Source organism: Actinocrispum sp. NPDC049592, from assembly GCF_040675465.1.
Taxonomy (GTDB): domain Bacteria; phylum Actinomycetota; class Actinomycetes; order Mycobacteriales; family Pseudonocardiaceae; genus Kibdelosporangium.
In genome coordinates this window covers 158586-181433 of record NZ_JBFAPA010000023.1, presented here as the reverse complement: position 1 = coordinate 181433, position 22848 = coordinate 158586, and the positions used below count along the sequence as shown (strand labels likewise).

General features: G+C 69.1%; 16 protein-coding genes and 3 tRNA genes. 9 read left to right on the top strand and 10 right to left on the bottom strand.

All coding sequences use genetic code 11. The features are described 5' to 3' along the window. Nucleotides 1–25 precede the first annotated feature (25 nt). The 5 genes from AB0J95_RS43455 to AB0J95_RS43435 all read right to left on the bottom strand — a co-directional run bounded on the left by AB0J95_RS43455 (nt 26) and on the right by AB0J95_RS43435 (nt 11020). On the bottom strand, nt 26–523 hold the full coding sequence (locus tag AB0J95_RS43455; protein WP_364771422.1) for a DUF4265 domain-containing protein: 498 nt from the start codon (nt 521–523) through the stop codon (nt 26–28). Then, nucleotides 498–6851: an RHS repeat-associated core domain-containing protein gene (locus tag AB0J95_RS43450; protein WP_364771420.1), complete on the bottom strand. Its 6354-nt coding sequence runs from the start codon at nt 6849–6851 to the stop codon at nt 498–500. The genes AB0J95_RS43455 and AB0J95_RS43450 overlap by 26 nt, the downstream gene beginning before the upstream one ends. A gap of 140 nt (nt 6852–6991) precedes the next feature. After that, on the bottom strand, nt 6992–8662 hold the full coding sequence (glpD, locus tag AB0J95_RS43445) for a glycerol-3-phosphate dehydrogenase (protein WP_364771418.1): 1671 nt from the start codon (nt 8660–8662) through the stop codon (nt 6992–6994). Between the two features lie 13 nt (nt 8663–8675). Beyond that, nucleotides 8676–10178, bottom strand: coding sequence for a glycerol kinase GlpK (gene glpK, locus AB0J95_RS43440; protein WP_364771416.1), 1503 nt, complete (start codon nt 10176–10178; stop codon nt 8676–8678). Nucleotides 10179–10195: 17 nt separating this feature from the next. After that, the gene (locus AB0J95_RS43435) at nt 10196–11020 is read right to left on the bottom strand and encodes an MIP/aquaporin family protein (protein ID WP_364771414.1); all 825 of its coding nucleotides are present in this window, start codon (nt 11018–11020) and stop codon (nt 10196–10198) included. Nucleotides 11021–11174: 154 nt separating this feature from the next. On the opposite strand from AB0J95_RS43435, the gene AB0J95_RS43430 reads away from it, so the two are divergent. From AB0J95_RS43430 to AB0J95_RS43415, 4 genes are all read left to right on the top strand, one after another. Continuing rightward, nucleotides 11175–11942 carry an IclR family transcriptional regulator gene (locus AB0J95_RS43430; RefSeq protein ID WP_364771412.1) on the top strand — a complete coding sequence of 256 codons (768 nt, stop codon included), beginning with the start codon at nt 11175–11177 and terminating at the stop codon, nt 11940–11942. A 2-nt stretch (nt 11943–11944) separates the two neighbouring features. Further along, nucleotides 11945–13864 (top strand): glycerol kinase GlpK, encoded by a 1920-nt coding sequence (gene glpK, locus AB0J95_RS43425; RefSeq protein ID WP_364771411.1) that lies wholly within the window; start codon nt 11945–11947, stop codon nt 13862–13864. A gap of 204 nt (nt 13865–14068) precedes the next feature. Beyond that, nucleotides 14069–15706 carry a GMC family oxidoreductase N-terminal domain-containing protein gene (locus AB0J95_RS43420; RefSeq protein WP_364771409.1) on the top strand — a complete coding sequence of 546 codons (1638 nt, stop codon included), beginning with the start codon at nt 14069–14071 and terminating at the stop codon, nt 15704–15706. After that, entirely contained in the window at nt 15703–17277 is a 1575-nt protein-coding gene (locus AB0J95_RS43415) for a succinic semialdehyde dehydrogenase (protein ID WP_364771407.1), read from the top strand. Before AB0J95_RS43420 ends, AB0J95_RS43415 begins: the two co-directional genes overlap by 4 nt. On the opposite strand, the gene AB0J95_RS43410 is transcribed toward AB0J95_RS43415, so the two are convergent. Further along, nucleotides 17263–18828, bottom strand: a complete 1566-nt coding sequence (locus AB0J95_RS43410; RefSeq protein WP_364771405.1) for a hypothetical protein — start codon at nt 18826–18828, stop codon at nt 17263–17265. The two genes, AB0J95_RS43415 and AB0J95_RS43410, sit on opposite strands and share 15 nt — an antisense overlap. A 204-nt stretch (nt 18829–19032) precedes the next feature. Here AB0J95_RS43410 and AB0J95_RS43405 point away from each other — a divergent pair, with 204 nt between their 5' ends. From AB0J95_RS43405 to AB0J95_RS43395, 3 genes are read left to right on the top strand one after another with little or no spacing between them, the layout of a single operon-like run. Next, a complete protein-coding gene (locus AB0J95_RS43405; RefSeq protein WP_364771403.1) occupies nt 19033–19440 on the top strand; it encodes a hypothetical protein in 408 nt (135 codons plus the stop codon). Further along, nucleotides 19440–20288, top strand: coding sequence for a heavy metal-binding domain-containing protein (locus AB0J95_RS43400; protein WP_364771401.1), 849 nt, complete (start codon nt 19440–19442; stop codon nt 20286–20288). The genes AB0J95_RS43405 and AB0J95_RS43400 overlap by 1 nt, the downstream gene beginning before the upstream one ends. 45 nt (nt 20289–20333) lie before the next feature. Continuing rightward, nucleotides 20334–21143, top strand: a complete 810-nt coding sequence (locus AB0J95_RS43395; protein ID WP_364771399.1) for a heavy metal-binding domain-containing protein — start codon at nt 20334–20336, stop codon at nt 21141–21143. Between the two features lie 8 nt (nt 21144–21151). Here AB0J95_RS43395 and AB0J95_RS43390 read toward each other — a convergent pair whose 3' ends face one another. The 4 genes from AB0J95_RS43390 to AB0J95_RS43375 all read right to left on the bottom strand — a co-directional run bounded on the left by AB0J95_RS43390 (nt 21152) and on the right by AB0J95_RS43375 (nt 22035). Beyond that, nucleotides 21152–21586: a hypothetical protein gene (locus tag AB0J95_RS43390; RefSeq protein ID WP_364771397.1), complete on the bottom strand. Its 435-nt coding sequence runs from the start codon at nt 21584–21586 to the stop codon at nt 21152–21154. A 206-nt stretch (nt 21587–21792) separates the two neighbouring features. Next, nucleotides 21793–21870, bottom strand: a tRNA-His gene (locus AB0J95_RS43385). A gap of 2 nt (nt 21871–21872) precedes the next feature. After that, nucleotides 21873–21941, bottom strand: a tRNA-Val gene (locus AB0J95_RS43380). Between the two features lie 22 nt (nt 21942–21963). Beyond that, nucleotides 21964–22035, bottom strand: a tRNA-Arg gene (locus AB0J95_RS43375). 47 nt (nt 22036–22082) lie between these two features. Here AB0J95_RS43375 and AB0J95_RS43370 point away from each other — a divergent pair. Continuing rightward, complete coding sequence (locus AB0J95_RS43370; RefSeq protein WP_364771395.1) at nt 22083–22520, top strand: hypothetical protein; 438 nt, start codon at nt 22083–22085, stop codon at nt 22518–22520. Then, nucleotides 22517–22843 (top strand): transcriptional regulator, encoded by a 327-nt coding sequence (locus AB0J95_RS43365; protein ID WP_364771393.1) that lies wholly within the window; start codon nt 22517–22519, stop codon nt 22841–22843. The genes AB0J95_RS43370 and AB0J95_RS43365 overlap by 4 nt, the downstream gene beginning before the upstream one ends. Nucleotides 22844–22848: the final 5 nt, after the last annotated feature.

Genomic DNA, 22848 nt, shown 5'->3' with positions numbered 1-22848 from the left:
GACGCCCAGGCCCGACACACACGGTCTACTGCCACCAGTTGAGCGGCGTGGTGTCGTCGGCGGGGTCGTAGACGTTCACGTAGTACCACTCGCCGCCGGGGACGGTGGCCGCATAGTCGTTGAAAGCGGCCTCGACGGCCTCGAACCCGGCGGCGTAGGGGATCGTGAACACGGCCATCGACGAGGTGTTGTCCTTGGTGTAGCCGCGGCCGTCGAGGCGGCCGCCGAGCCGCTCGACCGCCTGGACCAGGCGGTCGAACTGGCCGGTGGCGGAGGTCGGGCCGGCGGCGTGCACCGCGATGTTGCCCGCGCGGGTCAGCACGTCGAACCGACCGTCGGGGCGGACCCGGACGACGTCCCCCGCCGCGGCCCCCATCGCCATCCCAGGCGACGCGGTCAGCGTCCACTCGTCCGGCGCCGTCCGGTCCGCGGGCACGTTCTCGAAGACCGGACGGCCCGACGGCGCCGTGCCCGCCAGCAGGCGGACCGTGCCACCGCTAGTCGTTTCGTCCGTATGGGGCACCACAACTCCCTCTGTCCGCGCACGACCGGCCGGGCAGCGGGGCTCCCCGGTTGCCCGCGCTCAGGTTACAGGCCGCACCTTCCAGGCATACGTTCTGTGGTGACAGGTTGCCACCTCTCGACGTGGGCACGTTGCGGTGGCCGAGGTGCATGTTGGCCGGGTTCTGCGTGGTCTGCCCGCACCGCCAGCAGGTGTACGTGCCACCAGCGTCGTCGGCTTCGGCGAGCAGTTGGTCACGGACCGCGCCCTGGCCCGCCCGGGAGCCGCCGGTCGGCCCGCCGGTGCTCATCGCGATCTCCTTGGCGGTCGCGCCCTCGGCGTCGGCGAGCACCCGCCCGTTGCCGCCCATCGGCTGTTTGGTGGCCGGCCGGGCCTTGGACACGGCCGACTTGACCGTAGAGGCGACCTTGCCCGCGGCGGACGCGACCTTGCCGGCCCCGGCCCGGACGGTGTTGCTGACCGCCGAACCAACCTTGCTGGCAGCGGCCTTGACCGTCTGTGTGGCGGCGCTCGCCCCCGCCTTCACCGCCTGGCCAACCGCGGTCTCGCCGAGAGCACGCAGACCCGCACCTGCGGCGGCACCGATACCGGCACCAGCGGCGCCCGTCACGGCCCCGATACCGACGTTGGTGGCCAGCCCGCCCCACGAGAACTGCTGCTTGCCTTCGGCGACGTCCACGCCGTACCCGGCGGCGGCACCCGCGGCACCCGCAGCCGCACCGGCGAGGATCACGCATCCGACACCCGTGCTGCACACCGCGCCGACCGCGATGGCCACGCCGATGCCGACAGCGACGTTGGCGATCAGGCCCTTGTGCTCGTCGACCCAGTCAACCGCCTTGGACGCCTTGTCCTTCACCCAGTTCCACGCGCCCGACAGGCTCCACAGGCCCTGCGGGTCGGTGAACATGACCGGGTTGTTGGCGCCGTACGAGTACGCGTTCGCGGTCTGCGCCGAGGTCGCGTCGTTCGCCGGGTCGGTCGAGATGAACCGGCCGACGTCAGCGTCGTAGTACCGAGCGCCCAGGACGTTCAACCCGGTTGTCGGATCCTTGGGTTTACCCAGGAAGCCGTGGTCGGTGAGCGGTGGCGCGGACAGCGGCCGGATCTCGCCGTACGGGTTGTAGTACGTCCGCAGCGGAATCGCGGTACCCGCCGCGAAGGTGATCTGCGCCGAACCCTGGGTGTCGTTGAACTGCCAGGTCAGCAGGCCCAGGCCGGTCCCGAGCCGGACCGCCACGGTCACCCCGGCCTCGTCGTAGAACCGGGTACCGGTCGGCAGCACGCCGAGCAGGGCGTTGATCTCCTGGCCGTCGATGTACAGGGTCGCGTTGCCCAGCGGGTCGATCCGCGCCATCCGGGTGCCGTCCGGCGCGTACACGAACCCGGTCTTCTCGATCAGGTTCGCGGTGTGCGACACGAGCTGGTGCGCGGCGTCCCAGTCGAACTGCTCGCCACCGACCGGCAGCAGCGCCGGTTTCGCGGCCAAGGCGCCGTTCGCGTCGTACTGGAACGACTGGCTGCCGACGGTGGTCGCGGCGTGCGGGTGTGCTTTGTCGTTGTACGAGTACTTGGTGGTCTGGTTGAACGACCGCGACGAGGTGATGTTCCCGTCCGCCGAGTAGGTCCAGCCCTGGTTGAACCCGGCCGGCCCGTCCGCGGTCGTGGTCGAGTCCTTGTCGCCGCAGTCGGTTCGCTTGGTGGTCCACGCGTGTCCCAAGCGGGCCAGGCCGTCGTAGGTGTAGCAGGTCGCGACCGGGTCGGACAACGTATTGTCCACAATGGACGTCGTATTGCCTGCCGGGTCCCAGTGGTAGGTGTCGTCCTGCTTGGCGTGCATGTCGCCGGACAGCGGATCCTTCGCCAGCGTCTGCAGCTGGGACAGGCGCTGGGTGTCCGGTTCGTACGCGTAGACCCGGCGCAGCGGCGAGATCGGGTTGGCGTAGTCACGGGAGGCGATCTTGCCGTCGGCGGCGTACCCGGTGGCCTGGATGTACGACAGGTTCGTCACGTTGCCGGTGAGCGGATCGGTCACCGCGCCGCCGAGCGAGGTGGCGTTGCCCAGCGTGTCGTAGCCGGTGGTGATCGTCTCCGGCGGCGCACCGATCACACCGTCCTTATAGGACAGTGAAATCTCGTGATCGGCGCTGTCGTAGGCGTAGTTGACCGTGTAGGTCGTGTCCTTCAGCAGACCACCGAGACCGCCGGGGAACGTCCACGCCCGGCCGGTCACGCGGCCGCGCGGGTCGTAGCCGAGGTTGGCCTGGGTGTAGTTCTTCCCACCGGAGATCGTGGTCTGGCTCGCCAGCCGGCCGATGCCGTTCGGCACGGTGGACTGGTCGTAGGTCCAGGTCGCGATCTTGGTGCCGGTGCCGGACGCGCCTGCCCACCGGGTCACCGGCCGGTCGAGCTTGTCGTAGTCGGTGGACAACGTCGGTGTCGTGCCCGTTGCCTTGGCGTCCCAGGACGCGGTCTGGTTGCCGTTGGCGTCGTACTTGACCCGCGACTTGCCCGCGTCCGGGTCGGTGGTCTCGATGCGCCGCTTGAGCAGGTCGTAGGTGTAGGACGTCTTGTGCTGGCCGGGGTCGGTGATCGTGGCGATCTCACCGGCGGGCGTGTAGGTGTACGTGGTGGCGACGAGGTCCGCCCCGGCGCCTTCCTCCCGGCGTACCAACCGGTCGCGCAGGTCTGTCCACTGTGTAGTGACCGCTCCGCCCGGCGGTGGCGTCTGCCGGATGTGGTCACCGAAGTACGACGTGGTCGCGGCCCAGAGTTCCTTGCCCTTGGCCACATGTGCGGCCTTGACCGTGCGGCCGAGCTCGTCGTAGGTGTTGCGGGTCTCGACGACCGAGTCACCCGGCACGGCCAGCAGGTCGCTGCCCGCCGCACCCGCCGCCACGACCGGCAGCGACGTCGCGGCGATGTGCCCCGCGTCGTCGTAGCGGGTTTCGGTGACGATGGTCTTCGGTGCCGCGGTGGTCGACGCGGGCGAGACCTCCTGCGTCTGCCGGTCCCGGCCGAGCGAGTCCAGGAAGGACCACGTGGTGACGTACGTCGAACCGGACTGCAGCTCCTTGGTGGTGACCTTGGGCGCCTTGGCGTGCGCGGGGTCCAGGAAGTACTCGAACACCTTGGCCGGTGGGTCGTTCGGCGCCTGCTCGGGCGTGCGGACCGACGCGGTCCGGCCCAGCGGGTCATACGTCACGGTGGTGGTGGCGCCGTTCGCGTCGCGGACGCTCACCGGTTGCTGACGGTCCGGGTCCAGCGTGGTGACCTCGGCGTGGCCCAACGCGTTGGTCTCGGTGACGGTCGACGGAACACCGGTCGCCGGGGCGTACGTCGTGGTCGCGGTGTTGCCGTTGCCGTCGGTCTCGGTGATGGTCCTGCCGTAGGCGTCGAACCCGGCCGACGTGGTGACCGTGTCGGCGACGGTGTCCGCCGCGGAAGCCGTGACGGCGTCGACGACCTTGGTCGGGTCGCCCTTCGTGATCGGTGCGCCGAGCGTGGTGGCGCCGTCGTAGAAGGTGTCCTTGCCGCTGATCAACGAGGTCGGCGCGGCGCAGTCGCCCGCGTACGTGCGGACCCGGTTCGGCAGGGTCAGGATCCACCGGTCGAGCGTCGCGCCGTCGCGGGCGTAGGACGTCTTGGTGCACCGGGTGTCCCCGCCGACCGCGCTGTCCACGACCGCGGTGGCTTGGCCGTAGGTGTCGTACGTGGTGTCCAGCTTGGTGGTCCGGGTGGACCGCTGACCGCCCGGATCGGCGATCACGGTCAGCCGGGTCAGCCCGGAGTTCTCCACGACGAGGTTGGCGTCGTCGTCCGGGTTGGTCTTGCCCGGGTCCAGCGGTGTGGTGTGCGCGGAGGTGTAGGCGTGCAGCTCGCCGCCGAGCTCGAAGGTCGGGTTTCCGGCGCCGTCCAACGCGAACTGCTGGGTCTCTCTGGTCTTTCCCCGCAGCCACGCGGTGTCCTTGAGCGACGTGCCCGCAGAGTCCACAACGGACACTGACTTGGTGCCACCACCGGCCGTGCGGTCGCCGTCCATACCGCGGAAGAACAAGCTGCGGGTCAGCTCCGAGGTCCGCCCGGCGACCGGCTTCGCAACGTCGACCGTGCCGTAACCGCGCCAGTCGCTCCAGGTCTTGCGCTTGGTCGGGGTGACGTCATCGTCGTCGTAGTGCCACGCGGGATCGCCGTTGTACCGGTAGTCGGTCACCTGCGACGGCGAGCCACCGGCGCGGTCGACGACGGTCACCTTGGACACCAGGTACTTCTGCCACCAGCCGAACCCGGAGCTGTCGCCGTTGGTCCGCCAGGCCGGGAAGCAGTCCTGGGTGTTGCTGTCCGCCTTGCCTTCGGGGAAGTTGTCCCGCGAGCACGGGTGTTGCTGGCGGTAGTCCACGTCGACGCGGCGGCCGAGTTCGTCGGTCGCGGTGGTGATCCGCAGCTTCTTCAGCTCCGGCACGCCCGCCGAGGTGTCGAAGTCGACCCGGTTGGCCAGTTCCTGCCCGGCGAACTCCACCGACGGCAGCGATGCCTCGCCGTCGCCGCCCGCGCCGGTCTGCTGGAACCGCTCCAGCCACAACGACGCGGAGGTGCCGTCGGACGGTTTCGGGAACGAGTAGGTGAACCCGACCCGATCGACGTCCACATAGGACGATCCGGAGGCCCGCTGGGCGCTCACCGAGCGCAGCAGGTCGCCGGTGAAGAACGTCGGCGACTTCTGTTCGTCACCAGTGCACCGGTCGGTGCACAGCTGGTCCAGCGGCACGTCCGGGTACGAGGACGCGTGGTCGGCGTCCATCTTCGGACAGGCCCCGCCGGACCCGCCGTTGGCCTCGGTGCAGCGCGGCTCGCGGGTGAAGTGCAGGCGCGCCGGGGCGGTGACGTCCTCCGAACCCGCGCGCTGCGAGTACACGATGTCCCGGACGTGCCCGCCGCGGACGTACTGGGTGGACTTGTCGGCCTGCCCGTTGCGGGCGTACTTGTTGGTCTCCTGGTCGTAGAAGTACGTGGTCGAGTTGCCGTGCACGTCGACGACGGAGTCGAGGTTCCACCGCCAGGCCTGGTCGCACCAGGAGTTCTCGACGTTCGACTGGTGACAGGGCTCGCCGTCGTCGTCGCCGAACACCGGCACGGTGAACACCGAGTTGGTCTTGGTGCCCGTCTTCGGTTGCGCACCAAGGCCGAACGTGTAGCGGGTGCCCTGCGGGTTGGTGACGATCCAGTACTCGTTGTCGTTGTCGCCGTTGCCGGGCGCGTCCCGGCGGCGTTCGACCCGCCAGCCCGGGTCCTGCTTGGCGCGCCACATGTCGCCGCCCGCGGCCTTGTCCTTGACCAGCTCGGACGACGTGCCCTCCAGCGACAGCATCAGCTCGTCGCCGGCCCAGCACAGGTCGGCGGTGTCGCCACCGTCGTCGACGCAGCCGTTGTACCGGCGCTCGATGAACGGCGTCGCCAGCTCCCAGCCCAGGCCGGTCCACGACGGCTGCGCGTTCTCCGACGCGGTCAGCCCGTCCACCGCCTGCGACGAGTAGCCGAGGTTCAGATCCGGTGCGGTGCCGGCGATCGCGGGCACCTTGGGCATCGGGGTGCTCCACGAGAAGTCGCCGGACTGCAGGTTCACCGACCACCGGCTGGACGACGCCAGTTTCGTGGCCGTGAACGACCCCGTGTCACCGTTAGGGGCGGCCGCGACCACGTAGACCGTGCCGTTGTCCGCAGGCACATCCGCCGTCAACGCGTGCTTTGCCAGGTCAACCCGGGTCTGCACGGGACGACCGGTGGCGCACTTGGCATCAGCGGGCGTGTCCAGGGCACATGCGGGTTTGGCGACCAGCCTCAAACGCGATTCGAAGTCGCCGCCGAACGCGTTGGCGAACCCGGACACATCCACCCGGACGCCGACCGTGCCGCCGGGGCGGTCCGGGGACAGCCGGAACGCCGTGCCCTGACCGCCAAGCCGCCGCGCGGCCTGGTTGTCGAACGCGGTGACATCCACATGCGACGCCACCGCGGCCTTCGCGCGCGGCTGCGTGATGGTGACGACGGTGGCGCCGACCCGGGCCTGTCCCTGGTCTTTCGGGACATCCACCCCGGCAGAACCGGCCGCGGGCCAGACCACCTTGGCGGCGGCCGCCTGTGGCAGACCCGTTCCCGTGGCGCCCGGTCTCGACGGCACCACCTGCCGCGGTACCTCGACCACGGAGTCCTGCGCGGACACCACCAGGTTCGGACCCGGTGGCGCCGTCTGCGCGGCCGCCGTGTTCACCCCCGCGACGACCAACGACAGCGACAGAAAACCCGTAAGAACGCGCGTGACGACAGCCATCCCCAGCCCCCAAGTCCGGTCGGATGCGCACGGCTAACGTGCGTAACCCCGTTTTTTCCTAACGAACGGGGTCACACCTCGTCAACCGTCCGGCCGAAGTGGCCCGGTCCATTCGGCCGATCCACGGGGACTGGCGGGGGCTACGGGGTCATGGTGAGGGCGCTGAGGCGGGTGGCGTTGGCGGTGAGGTCGTCGGGTTGTTCCTGGGCGGAGCGTTCGGCCTTCACCCGGGCGAGGTAAGTGTCCACTTCGGACTGTCGCGTGTGGTCGTCCCACTCCAGGAGCGGGGCCATGATCGCGGCTGCCTCGGGGGCGGCGGTCACGCCTCGATCCCGTTCCTCAATGGAGATCCGGGTCCGGCGGGTGAGCACATCCTCGAGGTGCAACGCTCCCTCGTGCGTCACGGCGTAGGCGACCTCGGCCCGCAGGTACTCGCTGGCGCCGGGGATCGGTTCGCCGAGCGTGGAGTCCTCTCGGATGAGGGCCAGCAGGTCGTGGATGGCCGTGCCGTACCGGTGCAGCAGGTGATCGATCCGGTCCAGGGTCAGGCCGGAGGCCTTGGCCAGGGCCAAGGCGTCGACATCGTGGTAGCCGTCCGCGCCGACGAGCGGGAGCTGGTCGGTCCGTGATGGCGGAGCTGTGTTGCCCACGGCGACATCGACGGCGTCCGCGGCCATGACCCGGTAGGTGGTGTACTTGCCTCCAGCCACGATCACCAAGCCTGGCACGGGATTGGCCACCGCGTGTTCGCGGGACAGTTTGGTGGTCTGAGCCGCTTTCGCCGCCAGCAAGGGCCGCAGACCCGCGTACACGCCTTCGATGTCGTCGTGCGTGATCGGCTTACGCAGCACGGCGTTCACGTGGTCGAGCACATAGTCCACATCGGCCTTGCTTGCCGCCGGGTGGTCGCGGTCGAGGTCCCATTCGGTGTCGGTGGTGCCGACGATCCAGTGCCGGGCCCATGGGATCACGAACAGCACGGACTTCTCCGTCCGCAGGATCAACCCGGTGTCGAGGTCGATCTTTTCCTTGGGCACCACCAGGTGGATGCCCTTGGACGCCCGGACGGTGAACGGCGCCGGGATCCCGGCGGCCTTGGAGACGTCGTCGCTCCACACCCCGGTCGCGGAGATCACGACCTTGGCGTGCACCTCGATTTCGTTACCGCTCTCCAGATCCAGCACACGAGCGCCCACAACCTTGTGGCCGTCACGCAAAAGCGAGGTCATCCGCGTGCGGGTGAGGACCGCGGCGCCGTGCTCGGCGGCCGTTCGCGCGATCATCATGGTGTGCCGGGCGTCGTCCACTTGCCCGTCGTAGTACTGGATCGCGCCGATCAAGGCGTCGTCGGCCAGACCTGGCGCCACTTCGAACGCGCGGCGGCGGCTGAGATGCCGGTGCCGGGGCAATGCCCGGGCCCCGCCGAGGGTGTCGTAGAGCATCACCCCGGCACCGATGTAGCCGCGCTCCCACACCCGGTGCCGCAGCGGCACCAGGAACCTCACCGGGCGGACCAGGTGGGGAGCCAGCTTGGTCAGCAGCAGCCCGCGTTCCCGCAGCGCCTCCCGCACCAGCTTGAAGTCGAGCTGCTCCAGGTAGCGCAGGCCACCGTGGATCAGTTTGCTGGACCGGCTCGACGTCCCGGCGGCGAAGTCACGCGCCTCGACCAGCGCGACGGACAACCCGCGAGAGGCCGCGTCGAGCGCGATCCCGGCGCCGGTCACACCGCCACCGACGACCAGCACATCGACGTTCTTCAAGTCCCGCAACGCATCCGCGCGATACCGCGGGGACAGGGGTACGGAAGGCACTGTGGTTCCTCTCTCAGTTCACGTCGACCCAGTCGAGCGTGCGGCCGACGGCTTTCTGCCAGCCCGCATAGCCCTTGGCCCGCTGCTCGTCGGTCCACTCCGGCTGCCAGCGGCGGTCTTCGTTCCAGTTCTGCTCGAGCTCGTCGGTGGACTTCCAGAAGCCCACCGCCAGACCGGCGGCATAGGCGGCGCCCAGTGCGGTGGTCTCCGCGACGACCGGCTTGGACACCGGCACGCCGAGCACGTCCGCCTGCATCTGCATGCACAGCTGGTTCGCGGTCACGCCACCGTCCACACGCAACACATCGAGCGTGACACCGGAGTCGTTCTGCATGGCCTCAACGACATCGCGGCTCTGGTAGCAGATCGCCTCCAGGGTGGCCCGGGCGACGTGCGCGTTGGTGGTCGCGCGGGTCAGCCCGACGATCGCGCCGCGGGCGTCCGAACGCCAGTACGGCGCGAAAAGCCCGGAGAACGCTGGCACGAAATAGATCCCGCCGTTGTCGGACACCTGCGCGGCCAGCGTTTCGCTCTGCGCCGCACCGCTGATGATGCCGAGCTGGTCGCGCAGCCACTGCACGGCCGACCCGGTGACCGCGATCGACCCTTCCAGCGCGTAGACCGGCTTGTCGTCGCCGAACTGGTAGCACAGCGTGGTGAGCAGGCCGTGCTTCGACCTGACCAGCTCGTGCCCGGTGTTGAGCAGCAGGAAGTTCCCTGTGCCGTAGGTGTTCTTGGCCTCGCCGGGCCGGAAGCAGACCTGGCCGACCGTGGCCGCCTGCTGGTCGCCGAGGTCACCGGTGACCGCGACCTCGCCACCGAGTTCCGTTGTGGTACCGAAGAACCCGGACGACGGCCTGATCCGCGGCAGCATGCTCACCGGAACGTCGAAGAAGGACAGCAGCTCCTCGTCCCACTTCAGCGTTTCCAGGTCCATCAGCATGGTCCGGCTGGCGTTGGTCGGGTCGGTGACGTGCAGGCCGCCGTCCACCCCGCCGGTCAGGTTCCACAGCAGCCAGGTGTCCGTGGTGCCGAACAGGGCGTCGCCCTTCTCGGCGTCCGCGCGCACACCCTCGACGTTCTCCAGGATCCACTGCAGCTTCCCGCCGGAGAAGTACGTCGCCGGGGGCAGGCCGGCCTTGCGGCGGATCACGTCGCCCTTGCCCTCGCGTTCCAGCGCGGCGGCGATCCGGTCGGTCCGCGTGTCCTGCCAGACGATCGCATTGCAGTACGGACGGCCGGTCTTTCGGTTCCACACGACCGTGGTCTCGCGCTGGTTGGTGATGCCCAGGGCGGCGATATCGCTCGCGGTCAGGCTGGTCTTGTCCAAAGTGGAGCCGATGACCGCGCGGGTGCGTTCCCAGATCTCGGTCGGGTTGTGCTCGACCCAGCCCGGCTTGGGCAGGATCTGCTCGTGCTCGAGCTGGTGGCGGGCGATCTCGTTGCCGCCATGGTCGAAGATCATGAAGCGGGTGCTGGTGGTGCCCTGGTCGACGGCTGCGACGAAGTCAGGCATGGATGGCTCCTTGGGGCTCAGGCGGCGGGCTGGAGGTCCTGCTGGGCGGCGGGCGCGGGCTCGGGGGCGTCCTCGGGCAGGAACCGCTCGATGAACACCTTGTAGATCCCGGCCCCGATCAGGCCGCCGACCACCGGAGCCACGATCGGGATCCACCAGTACGGGAAGCCGTACTGGTCGGTGAACGCCGTGTCGTACCCGGTCAGCCAGGACGCCAGCCGCGGGCCGAAGTCACGGGCCGGGTTGATCGCGTAGCCGGCGTCGGTACCCCAGGACATCCCGATCGCGACCACGGCGAGCCCGACCACGAGCGGGGCCATGTTGGCCAGCGGCGCGGTGTTGCGCAGGTCGGTGATGGCCAGCACGACCAGCACCAGGATCGCGGTGCCGATGATCTGGTCGCGGAAGGCGCCCCAGTCACTCACCGGAAGCGTTCCGTTACCCGGAAGGGTGGAGAACACCCCCTGGGTCTTGATCGTCAACCCCGGGTCCTTGGCGTTGAGGACCTCGGTGTAGTTCCACCGGACCAGCAGCGCGGCGAGGAACGCGCCGGCCGTCTGGGCCAGGGCGTACGGCGCCACCTTGCGCCACGAGAAGCCCTTGAACACCGCCAGCGCGATGGTCACCGCGGGGTTGAGGTGGGCGCCGCTGACCCGGGAGGCGACATAGATACCCAGCGTGACGCCGAGACCCCACGCCCAGGCGATGCTGTCGTGGTCACCGATCCCGGCGGCGACCACCTGCGCCACCACACCACAGCCGAACAAGATCAGGATCAGCGTCCCCACGAACTCGGCGGCCATCTCGCCGCCGAGCCCGTGGGCCTTGAGGTTTCGCACCATTGCATTCCTCCACAAAGGACACCCGGCTCCCCTGGCCCGCTGACGTTAAAATCGCCCTGGTGCTCGGTCAACGTGGTGCGGTCGGCATTGTCGAACGGTCCCGGAAGGGTGTTCGACATTGTCGAATCGGGGCCGGTCGGGTTACCGTCCGGCCGTGCCAGGTCCCATTCAGTCCATCGAGCGCGCGGCCGCGATCCTGCGTCTGCTGGCCCGCGGCTCCGGCCGCCTCGGGGTCGGCGAGATCGCCGACGCGCTGGAGCTCGCCAAGGGCACAGCGCACGGAATCCTGCGGACGCTGCAGGGCGTCGGGTTCGTCGAACAGGACCGCGACACCGGCAAGTACCAGCTCGGCGCCGCCCTGCTGCACCTGGGCACGAGCTACCTCGACGTGAACGAGCTGCGGTCGCGGGCGATCAACTGGGCGGACGCGCTGGCCGCGCGCAGCGGTGAGGCGGTGCGGATCGGCGCCCCGCTGGAGGGCCGGGTGCTGGTCGTGCACCACGTGTTCCGGCCCGACGACTCGCTGCAGACCCTCGACGTCGGCACGTTGCTGCCGTTGCACGCGACCGCGCTGGGAAAAGTCCTGCTGGCCTACGACACCGGACTCGTGGCATCGTTACGCGACGGTGAGCTGGAGGCCTACACCCGGCGGACCCTCGTCTCACCGACGGCCGTCAAACGCACCCTGGCGAAGGTGCGTGAAGCGGGCTTCGCGAGCGAACGCGGCGAGATGATCACCGGCGAGGCCGGGATCGCCGTGCCGATCCGGGGGCAGGGCGGCATCGTCGTGGGCGCGATGGGGATTTCCGGTGCGGTGGAACGCGTCTGCGACCCAGACGGCGCTCCCAGCGCGAAACTCGTCGGCTACGTGCGGGATGCCGCGCGGGCCGTGTCCCGTGACCTCGGCGCTTCCCGGTGGTGATGATGGTTCAGCGTTACGTCATGTCGATCGACCAGGGCACCACCTCCACCCGGTGCATCCTGTTCGACGCGCGCGGGCGGCTGGTGTCGGTGGTGCAGCGCGAACACCAGCAGCACTTCCCGCGGCCGGGCTGGGTCGAGCACGACGCGATGGAGATCTGGCGCAACCTGGCCAAGATCGTGCCGCAGGCGCTCGCACAGGCAGGTGCGACGCCAGACCAGATCGTGGGACTGGGCATCGCGAACCAGCGTGAGACGACTGTGGTGTGGGACAAACACACCGGCGTCCCGGTCGGCCGCGCGATCGTCTGGCAGGACACCAGGACCGACCGGATGGTGGAACAGCTCGAACGCGAACCCGGGGCCGCGCGCGTCCGGGAGCTGTGCGGGTTGCCGATGGCCACGTACTTCTCGGCGCCGCGGATCCGTTGGCTGTTCGACAACACTCCCGGCCTGCGGGAGCGCGCGGAGCGTGGTGATGTCCTTTTCGGAACGATCGAGAGCTGGCTGATCTGGAACCTCACCGGCGGCCTGCACGTGACGGACGTGACCAACGCCAGCCGGACCATGCTGATGAACCTGCGGACCCTGTCCTGGGATCCAGAGCTGCTCGAGTTCTTCGACGTGCCAAGGGCGATGCTGCCGGAGATCCGTTCGTCCACAGAGGTCTACGGCACGACAACCCAAGTGGTGCCGGGGATCCGGATCGCGGCCGCGCTCGGCGACCAGCAGGCGGCCTTGTTCGGGCAGACCTGTTTCGCGCCCGGTGAGGCCAAGTGCACTTACGGGACCGGCAGTTTCCTGTTGCTCAACACCGGGGATACGCCGGTTCTCTCCAAGCACGGGATGTTGACGACGGTCGGGTTCAAGATCGGCGACGAGCCCGCTGTGTACGCTTTGGAGGGTTCGATCGCCGTCACCGGGTCGCTGGTGCAGTGGTTCCGGGACGGCTTGGAGTTGATCAGCAGCGCGCCGGAGATCGAGACGCTGGCGCGAACCGTGTCGGACAACGGTGGTTGCTACATCGTGCCCGCGTTCTCCGGCCTTTTCGCGCCACACTGGCACAGTGAGGCCCGGGGCGTGATCGCCGGGCTCACTTCGTACATCACCAAAGGACATCTCGCCCGCGCTGTGCTGGAGGCGACCGGCTGGCAGACCCGGGAGGTGGTCGACGCGATGAACGCCGACTCCGGGCTGGCACTGTCCACTTTGAAGGTCGACGGCGGGATGACCGCGGACAACCTGCTGATGCAGTTCGTCGCGGACGTGCTGGACGTTCCCGTGGTGCGGCCGATGGTGGCCGAGACCGTGTCGTTGGGCGCTGCCTACGCGGCGGGCTTGTCGGTCGGCTACTGGCCCGACCTGGAAGGCCTGCGGCGCAACTGGCATCGCGCCGGGCAGTGGCTGCCCGCGATGTCCCCGACGCGGCGCGACACCGAGTATGCCCAGTGGCGGCAGGCGGTTCAGCTGACCTTCGGGTGGATGCGCCCCGCCGAGACACCGCGTCCACCTGGGACGGACATCGTGGACGTCATGCTCGATGACCACCGCCGGATCGAACAGTTGCTGCGCGACCTGCGGAACACCTCATCCGACCGCGAGTCCCTCATCGCCGAACTCTCCGCCGTGCTGACCTCGCACACCATCGCGACCTCCCGCATCGTCCGCCCCTCGGACAGCTTCGCCGACGCCCTGCTCCCCCTGTTCGACGCGGACACCGTCGACGAAGCCCTCATCCACGTCGAAACCCTTGTGGATACCCACATCCGCACCGAGGAACGAACCCTGCTCAACGACCTCCGCCATACCCTGTCCACTTCGGACCGCACCGCCCTCGGCCGCGCCTTCACCACCGAACAACACCGCCAGCTCACCCTCAACTGCGGCTCCCCCGCCCACCTCCGCGACCAAGCCCGCCAGTGAGGTGAACACGGTGTAGCTGCTGCCCACCTCGGCGCAGGCCCCCGGACCGCGGCTGGTCGGAGTGAGGCGGACCTGGGTGGGTCGAGTCAGGTGACCGGCGGGGAGCGCACCCCGCGATCTCATTGCGCAACCCGCCACGAACGCATACCGTTGACCGGAAGTAGAACAGGTTATAGTTTTGGGTGGGCCGGACGAGGAGCGGACATGGCGAAGCGGGCGCCGCGCGGTGACGAGGCCGACTATGTGGTGGTCGGGTCGGGGAGCTCGGGGGCCGCGATCGCGGGCCGGCTGGCGCAGTCCGGCGCGAGTGTGATCGTGCTGGAAGCGGGCAAGACGGACGAGAAACTGCTGGTCCGCAAGCCCGGGCTGGTCGGCCCGATGCACGCCGTGCCCGAGCTCAAGAAGCTGTTCGACTGGGGCTACTACTCGGTGCCGCAGAAGCACCTCCTGGACCGCCGGATGCCGGTTCCGCGCGGCAAGGTGGTAGGTGGATCGAGTTCTATCAACGGCATGGTCTACGTGCGCGGCAACCGCGCCAACTACGACTCGTGGGCCGCCGAGGGCAACGTGGGCTGGGACGCCGACAGCGTGAACGCCGCCTACAAGCGGATGGAGGACTTCGAGGACGGCGAGAACGCCTTCCGCGGCACGGGCGGCCCGATCCGGGTCACCCGCGGCACGAACCCGCAGGAGGGGGCGCTCCAGTTCGTCCAGGCCACCGCGGACACGATCGGCTGCAAGATCCTCGACGACTACAACGGCGAGTCGCAGGAGGGGGTCAGCCGGATGCAGCAGAACGCTGCCGGCGGCCTGCGCTACAGCGCCTCCCGCGGCTACATCCACGACCTGGCGCCCGCGACGCTGCAGCTGCAGTCCAGGGTGCTGGTCAAGAAGGTGCGAATCGAGAACGGCCGCGCGACCGGGGTCGAGGTCATCGACGCCGACGGCACCCAGCGCACGATCCGCGCCGGCAAGGAGGTCATCCTCTCCGCCGGGTTCATCGGATCCGCGCAGCTGCTCATGCTGTCCGGTGTCGGCCACGCCGAGCACCTCAAGGAACACGGCATCGACGTGCTCGCGGACCTGCCGGTCGGCGACAACCTGCACGACCACATGTTCCACGCGCTGACCTTCCACGTGACGTCCAGCCGGAACAAGGGAACCGCCCCGTACTACGCGCGCGGCCTGGCCAAGGAGCTGCTCCGGCCCGGCACGACCTTCCTGGCGAACTCGGTCTTCGAGGCGGTCGCGTTCCTCAGGACCTCCCAAGCCCGCGACATCCCCGACCTCCAGCTGCACCTGCTGCCCTGGGCGTACGTGTCGCCCAACCAGGACGCGCCGATCCGCCACGACGTCGACAAGCGCCCCGCGCTCACCGTGCTGGCCACGCTGATCTACCCGAAGAGCCGCGGCACGTTACGACTCGCCTCGGCCGACCCCACGACCGCCCCGCTGATCGACTTCCAGTACCTGGCCGACCCGGCCGACCTGGAGGTACTCGCCGAGGGCTCGGAGATGGTGCGCGAGATCTTCGCGGGGAAAGCGTTCAACGGCTCGGTCAAGGAGGAGATCCACCCCGGCACCGGGCTGAAGGGCCAGGAGCTGCGGGACGCGATCCTCAACCGCGCGACCTCGGTCTACCACGGCGTCGGCACCTGCCGGATGGGCGTCGACGAGCTCGCGGTCGTCAGCCCCGACCTCAAGGTCCGCGGCGTCGACCGGCTGCGGGTCTGCGACGCCTCGATCATGCCGTCGATCACCGGCGGCAACACCAACGCGCCCGCCATCATGATCGGCGAGATGGGCGCACAGCTCGTTCTCTCGGAGGCGGAAAACTCATGACCGTCACTCCGCTCGCGCTCACCCGTCCCCCGTCGGTGACCGACGCGTTCGTCCAGCGGCTGGTCGCCCGGGTGCCCGGCTCCACGGGCGCGACCTGGAAGCTCACCGAGGTCTACACCGGCGACACGGTCGTCGAGCTGCCGCAGTCGTCCCCGGACGACATCGAACAGGCGTTCGCCGTCGCCCGTGAGGCGCAGCGGAAGTGGGCCGCCACACCGTTGAAGCAGCGGCTGGCGGTGTTCAAGCGGGCGCACACGCTGTTCATCGACAACGCGCGGACCGTCGCCGACCTCATCCAGGTCGAGAGCGGCAAGAACCGGCGGATGGCGATCGAGGAGACCTGCGACCCGCCGATGGTGATGGGCTACTACCTCAAACGCGCCGCCAAGCTGCTCGCGCCCGCCACCCGCGGCGGGCCGGTGCCGTTGCTGACCACCTCGACCGAGATCCGGCAGCCCAAGGGTGTCGTCGGCATCATCGCGCCGTGGAACTTCCCGTTCGCCACCGGCATTTCCGACGCCGTACCGGCTCTGATCGCGGGCAACGCGGTCGTTCTCAAGCCGGACAACAAGACAGCGCTCTCCCCGTTGTACGGCGTGCGGTTGCTGGAGGAGGCGGGCCTGCCGAAGGGCCTGTTTCAGGTGGTCTGCGGTGAGGGCCCGGACGTCGGCCCGACGCTCATCGACCAGGCCGACTACGTGATGTTCACCGGCTCCACCGCGACCGGCAAGGTGATCGGCGAACGGGCCGGCCGCAACCTGATCGGCTGCTGCCTCGAGCTCGGCGGCAAGAACCCGATGATCGTGCTGGACGACGCCGACATGGCCGAGACGGTGTCCGGCGCGATCTTCGGCGCGTTCGGCAACACCGGTCAGATCTGCATGCACATCGAACGGATCTACCTGCCGGAGTCCCGGTACGACGAGTTCAGGAACGCGTTCGTGGCCAAGGCGGAGGCGCTCGATGTCCGCGCCGCCTACGATTTCGGCCCGGAGATGGGCTCGCTGGTGTCGGTGGACCACATGCGCCGCGTCAAGTCGCATGTGGACGATGCCGTCGACAAGGGCGCCACCGTGCTGACCGGCGGCAGGCCCCGGCCCGACCTCGGCCCGGCGTTCTTCGAGCCGACGATCCTCGAGAACGTCACCAAGGACATGGTCTGCGGCGTCACCGAAACGTTCGGACCCGTTGTGGCGCTGCACAAGTACAGCACCGTCGACGAGGCTGTCGCGCTGGCCAACGACACCGACTACGGCCTCAACGCCTCCGTGTGGGGCGGCAACGTCGACGCCGCCCGCGCTGTGGCCGCGCGGATCGAGTCCGGCAACGTCAACATCAACGACATCCTGGCAACCGCCTATGCCGCCAAGGCGACGCCGTCCGGCGGCCTGAAGAACTCGGGGGTCGGCGCCCGCCACGGCGACCAGGGTCTGCTCAAGTACACCGACGCCAAGAACATGGCCGTGCTCAAGAAGCAGGTCATGGGCCCGCGCCCCGGTCAGAAGTACGACAAGTACGTCGAGAGCATGCTGTCCGGGCTGAAACTCATGCGGCGACTACGCATCCGGTGACCTGCCTTGGGGGACAGGGAGTTCCAGGAGGCGAGCCGCCCATGACAGGGCGACCGTGAGGCGACGGCGGCGTTGCTCGAACAGGGCCGGGTCGGCGTCCCGTGCCGGCGTGATCAGGGGCTGCTGACCGGCGATCAGCGCTGCATGCGCGATGGCGTGCCGCCCCTGGCCCGCCTCGGGCGCAGGACCGCCTTCGGCGTGCAGGGCGACCAGCCAGAGATGGAGATCCAGCCAGGGATCGCCGATCGCGGCCGACGCCCAATCCGCCAGCACGAGCCGATCTCCTTGGCACCAAAGGTTTGCCGCGCGCACATCCCGGTGGATCAGACTGTCCCCCTCAGTGGGCGCTTGGGCCGCGGCCTCATGCAGGGTGTCGAGGTGGTCGCCCAGCCAACGGTCCGAACACACGCCCATCCGCAGCAGCCGGGCCCGGTCGGCGGCGATGACATCCCACGGGTTCGACACCGCACCCAGCCTCGGAATGCCTTGTGGCGCGGGCAATGCGTGGACCTCGTGCAGGAGCGCGCGGGTCGCCGCGACGAGCTGAGGGGTCCAGTCGCGGACCCATCCGTCCCGCGGCAAGGCCTCCAGCACCAGCACCGAGTCCTGAGTGGACGCCAACAACCGTGGCACGAAGGTCCTGCCGCGCAAGGCTTCGTACACCGCGAGCTCGACAGCCGCGGTGTGGCCGCCTGCCTTGATGAACACCGCGCCACCGTCGGCACGATCAGCCAGGCGGGTCAGCGATCTGCTGTGTCCGCCGGGAACCGGTCGCAGCCCGGTGATCTCGCAGCCGAGCAAGCGACCGGTCACCGCGGCGAGGTCGGGTCCGCGAGCCGGGGCTCGGCCGGACATCCGGGACAGCACCAGATCCACTACCGGCTCAGTGGCCCGGCGAACCTCAAGCAGACTGTCTGCATCGGACCGCCCGAGTGACTCCGTGACCAACCGCCATACCAACGCCCGCAACAACAACTGATCGATGTCATCCTCATCGGACAGTTCGTCCAGAATGTCAGGCGGAGCCGCGGACCAGGTCAGCAGGTCCACCGCGGCGACAGCGAGCGCGTACCCAGCCGGACGGCGGGTCGGCGAAAAGTCGATCACCGCAGGCGGTTTCCCCGGCGCGAACAGGACATTGCCCGCGATATCGCCGTGGACGAGCTGAGCGGGCAGGCGCACCGGACGGGCCGAGGCCCGCAGGGAGTCCACCAGATCAGCCAGTTCCGGGGCCACCTCCACGCGCTCGCCGTCCCAAGCGAACCGTTCGGCGACGGCCCATCGGTTGCGGCCACGCCCGATCCAGTCCGGCGCCGGGATGTCGGCGATCGCGGCATGGAACGCCCGGCTCGCCGCGACAAGCTCCGGCCATCGGTCGAGCGGCGCGGGTTCGCCCTCGACCGCGGTCCACGCCGTCCACCCATCGACGACCCACCCGCCGTCCGCGGCACGCACCGGCCGAGACGCCCGGAACCCCTCGCCTCCCAAGCCCGCGAACACCTCGGCCAGCCACGAGGCCACAGCAGGGCGCCGGCCGGGTTTGAGGACCACTCCGCCGGCCTGCCAACAGGTCCCGGCCCCACCGGGCAACCAGACCAAAGAACCGGCAGAAATCCCAAATGCCGCAAAAACCCGCTCGGGTGGCTCATCAGGCACCGCACCACACTGTCCGCCGACTCCTGGGCAGTCAAACGAGATTGCTTGATCCAGTGGTCCCCGGCAGGGCTATAGTTCGGCCAGGGGAGGGTGATGCTCGTGCCGGCCTGGGATCTCGAGGTGCTCGCGGCGAGCCTGCGCGCCGACACCAGCGACCTGTCGACGTACGCGGGCTTCCTGATCAACACCCTGTCGGCGAGCCTGCCGGGCGAGATGGTCCAGGTGGAACGGAAGTCCGGATTGTTCGGGCGGGTCAAGGCCGACGCACCCGTACTCGCGGTCACCGTGCGGCTCGGCGACCACCAGTTCACGCTGGAACGGGACGATGTGGGCAGACCGGTGACAGCGCGGATCCGGCACGAATCCGGCGGTGTCGTGCTGCGCACCGAGACCGTGGGCATGGACGTGTGGGCCGGCCGGATGGCCGCCGCGCTCGCCGAGTACGCGCGGTCCAACGCCGCTGCGGCACAACTGTTGCAGCGCCTCACCTCGCCGGAAATGCCGTAATGGCCGCCTTTACGTCGGCCGTTTCGGTCGACGAGTACCACGCCATCACGTCGGTCGGGTTCACGCCGGTCGGCCAGGTGATGGGCAGCTGCGTCTACCACACGGCGTACGCCAGGTCATGGGACTGCGGTTTTCGCGGCTGGTTCGTCAACATCGCTCACCTGGACGGGGTCGACGTGGGCGACGAGTCCGGCTACGGGCTTCCGACGCTGCACGGCGCGACCATCAACGAGGCCACGGTCAACGAGGTCCGGCTCCTGCGCGAAGCACTCGAGGAGTCACGGACGCTCGCGATCGACCGCATGCGTGAGGAATGTGTCGCTCTCGGCGGTGACGGAGTGGTCGCGGTGACGTTGACCGCCACGCCGTTTCCGGCCGGTGGCACGCAGTTGCGGGCGATCGGCACAGCCGTGCGCGCGGCCGGCCCGGTCCGCGCCGACCGGCCGTTCCTGTCCGACCTGACCGGACAGGACTTCGCGAAGCTGATGATCGCCGGCTGGGTCCCTTGTGGACTCGTGCTGGGCGTCGGAATGATGGTCCGGCACGACGATTATCGCACCGAGATGCAGCGACTGTCCTGGAGCAACACCGAGTTCAGCGGCCGGACCAAACTGGTCGCCACGGCCCGGATGGCCGCGCGCCGGACGCTGCGGGCCGACTGCGCCCGGTACGGGGCCGACGGTGTGGTGATCCGCGACTCCACGTTGCGCATGTGGGAGCAGCCCTGTAGCTCCGCCGGCGAGGGCAGAACCGACATGCTCGCCGAGGCGATCCTGACCGGCACCGCGATCAGCCGGTTCGCCACCGGCACGGCCCCGGCACCGCTGCGGATCATGCGGCTGCACTGAACCCACTTGCTTGTACCGGCTTGCTTGTACTGGGAGGAAACGCCGATGGACGAGACCGAGCTGGGCATCCCGGCCGACGCGATCAAACGGCTCAACGAGCTGAAGCCGGGCACCCCGGGGTCGATCTTCACCTCGGACCTGTCGGTGAACGAGTTCCTGCTGGTGCGCCAGGCCGGGTTCCGGCCGCTGGGCCTGGTGCTGGGCACGTCGATCTACCACGTGGGCGTCCAGTTCCGGCGGTGGAGCCGCAACCAGGAGCTGGACCGCTTGTCCCAGGCCATGTATCACGCCCGGGAGCTGGCGATGAACCGGATGGAGGCCGAGGCGGACGTGCTCGGCGCGGACGGCATCGTGGCGGTCCGGCTCAGTGTCGAGCTCAAGGAGTGGGGCTCGGACATCGCGGAGTTCATCGCCATCGGCACCGCGGTGAAGTCCGAGAACGGCGGGAATTGGCGCAACAACCGGGACAAGCCGTTCACCTCGGACCTGTCCGGCCAGGACTTCTGGACGTTGCTGCAGACCGGGTACATGCCGGTCGGGATGGTGATGGGCACCTGCGTCTACCACGTCGCGCACCGCACGCTGGGCAACGTCGTGTCCAATGTGGGCCGTAACACCGAGCTGCCCCAGTTCACCCAGGCCCTCTACGACGCAAGGGAACTGGCCATGGAGCGGATGCAGAAGGAGGCCGAGGCGCTGCACGCCGAGGGGATCGTCGGCGTGGACCTGTCCCAGCACAACCACACCTGGGGCGGCCACACCACCGAGTTCTTCGCCATCGGCACCGCCGTCCGCCCGATCCGCGACGACCACACCATCCCGCGGCCCCAGCTCGTGCTCGGCCTCGACACCTGATCGGGGGCTCAGCCCGCGTAGACCGTCGCGTTGGTGGTGATGAACTGGGCCGTTCCCGGTTTGACCGCGACCGGGTCGGGCACCGGGCCGCCAGGGGTGGGTTGCATGGCCGGGGACTGGACGGTGAAGGTGGCCGTGAACATCTGGCCCTTGATGATGATCTTCTTGCCGTTGGACGACTGCACCGTGAGGTTGGCGGGGCTGAGCGTCAGTTTCAGGGTGCCGGTGCCCGGGGTGACGAACGGGGGCGCGGTGTAGGGCAGCGGCCCGCGCAGCGAGGTCGGCAGCTCGTCGCCCTGCAGGCACACGAACTGGTTGTTGACCTGCACGTCGGTGCTCGTGCCGGTGAGCGGCACCGGCGCCTGGATGGCGGGCACGAGGACCGGCGGCGGGATCGTGATCTTGATCATGTCGCCGGTCTTGATGATGAAGTCACTCGGCACCCGCCGAGCGTCTCACACCGCCCGAGCTGCGCCAATGCGCCTTTGGGCAGCTCAAGGTGCTCCTGGGCCAGGACGATCGCGGCATCCGCCCGCCAACCGGCGCGACAGCTACCTCCATAGCGGAGCAGAGCTGGTCGCGCGCCGTGGTGCCGACCCACGTCGGCCAGGATCATGATTCCCGGCTGGCTGCCGAGCCGCGCGCGTTTTGGGGCGACCGACCAGACTTGCACTGGCTAATGCCCGGATTCACAGTCCGGGGCCTCGTTTCCTTCGGCTTCGGTCACCGTCGTCCCGGCGGAGTCGAACCGCTCCTCCCACACGTCACGTGGGTGCTCTGCCGTTGAGCTACAGGACGTTGCCGCTGGTCAGCGGCGGAGTGCCCCCGGCAGGAGTCGAACCTGCGTTCCCGGCTTCGGACGCCGGCGTCGTATCCGTTGGACCACAAGGGCGGGGTCACAGCTTGTGTTTCCACACCGGAAACTCTAGAGTTGCCGTCATGGAAACAGAGGGTTCGATCAGTGCGGCCGAGGCGTCAGCGGCGCTGGCGGCGACGAGAAGCAGCCGGGCACGCGTGGCGTGGGCCGGCTATCCGGCGTGGTACTGGCTCCTGACGGGAGCGGGGTTGGGGGTGTTGTCGGTCGCTTTGCTGTTGCCCAAAGGGTGGGCATTGGCGGCGGTGGCGGTGACCGCGGGGGTGTTGGTCGGGCTGGCGTGGGCGGCGAGCCGGGCGAGGGGTGTCTGCGAGTACTGGACGCGCAGCGCGATGCGGTGGCGGGAAGTGGTCGCGCTGTACGGGCCCGTCGCTGTCGTGTTGCTGGCGAACGCGTTCGTGGCGCGGTACGCCTCATGGTCGCCCTTCGCGGCCGCGGCGCTGGTGTTCCTGTTGTTCGCCGGGACCGGACTGCTGCTGAGCGCTCGGGCCGCGCGCCGATGAGTCCTGCCCACAGCGCCGAAGACACCACAGCGGCGGCCGAGGACGGGTTCGACCACCTGATCCACGCACCGGCCAGGTTGCGGATCTGCGCCGCCCTCGAACCCGTGCGCGAGATCGAGTTCGGCACACTGCTGTCCGTTCTCGGCCTCAGCAAGTCCGCTCTCAGCAAGCACATCTCGATGCTCGCCGATGCGGGCTACGTGGCGCAGCGTCGCGCCGTCCGGGACACCCGGCAGCGGACTTGGCTTCACCTCACCGAATCCGGGCGATCGGCCTACCAAGGCCACGTCGCCGCGCTACGCCGGATCGTCGGAGATGCCTGACCGCG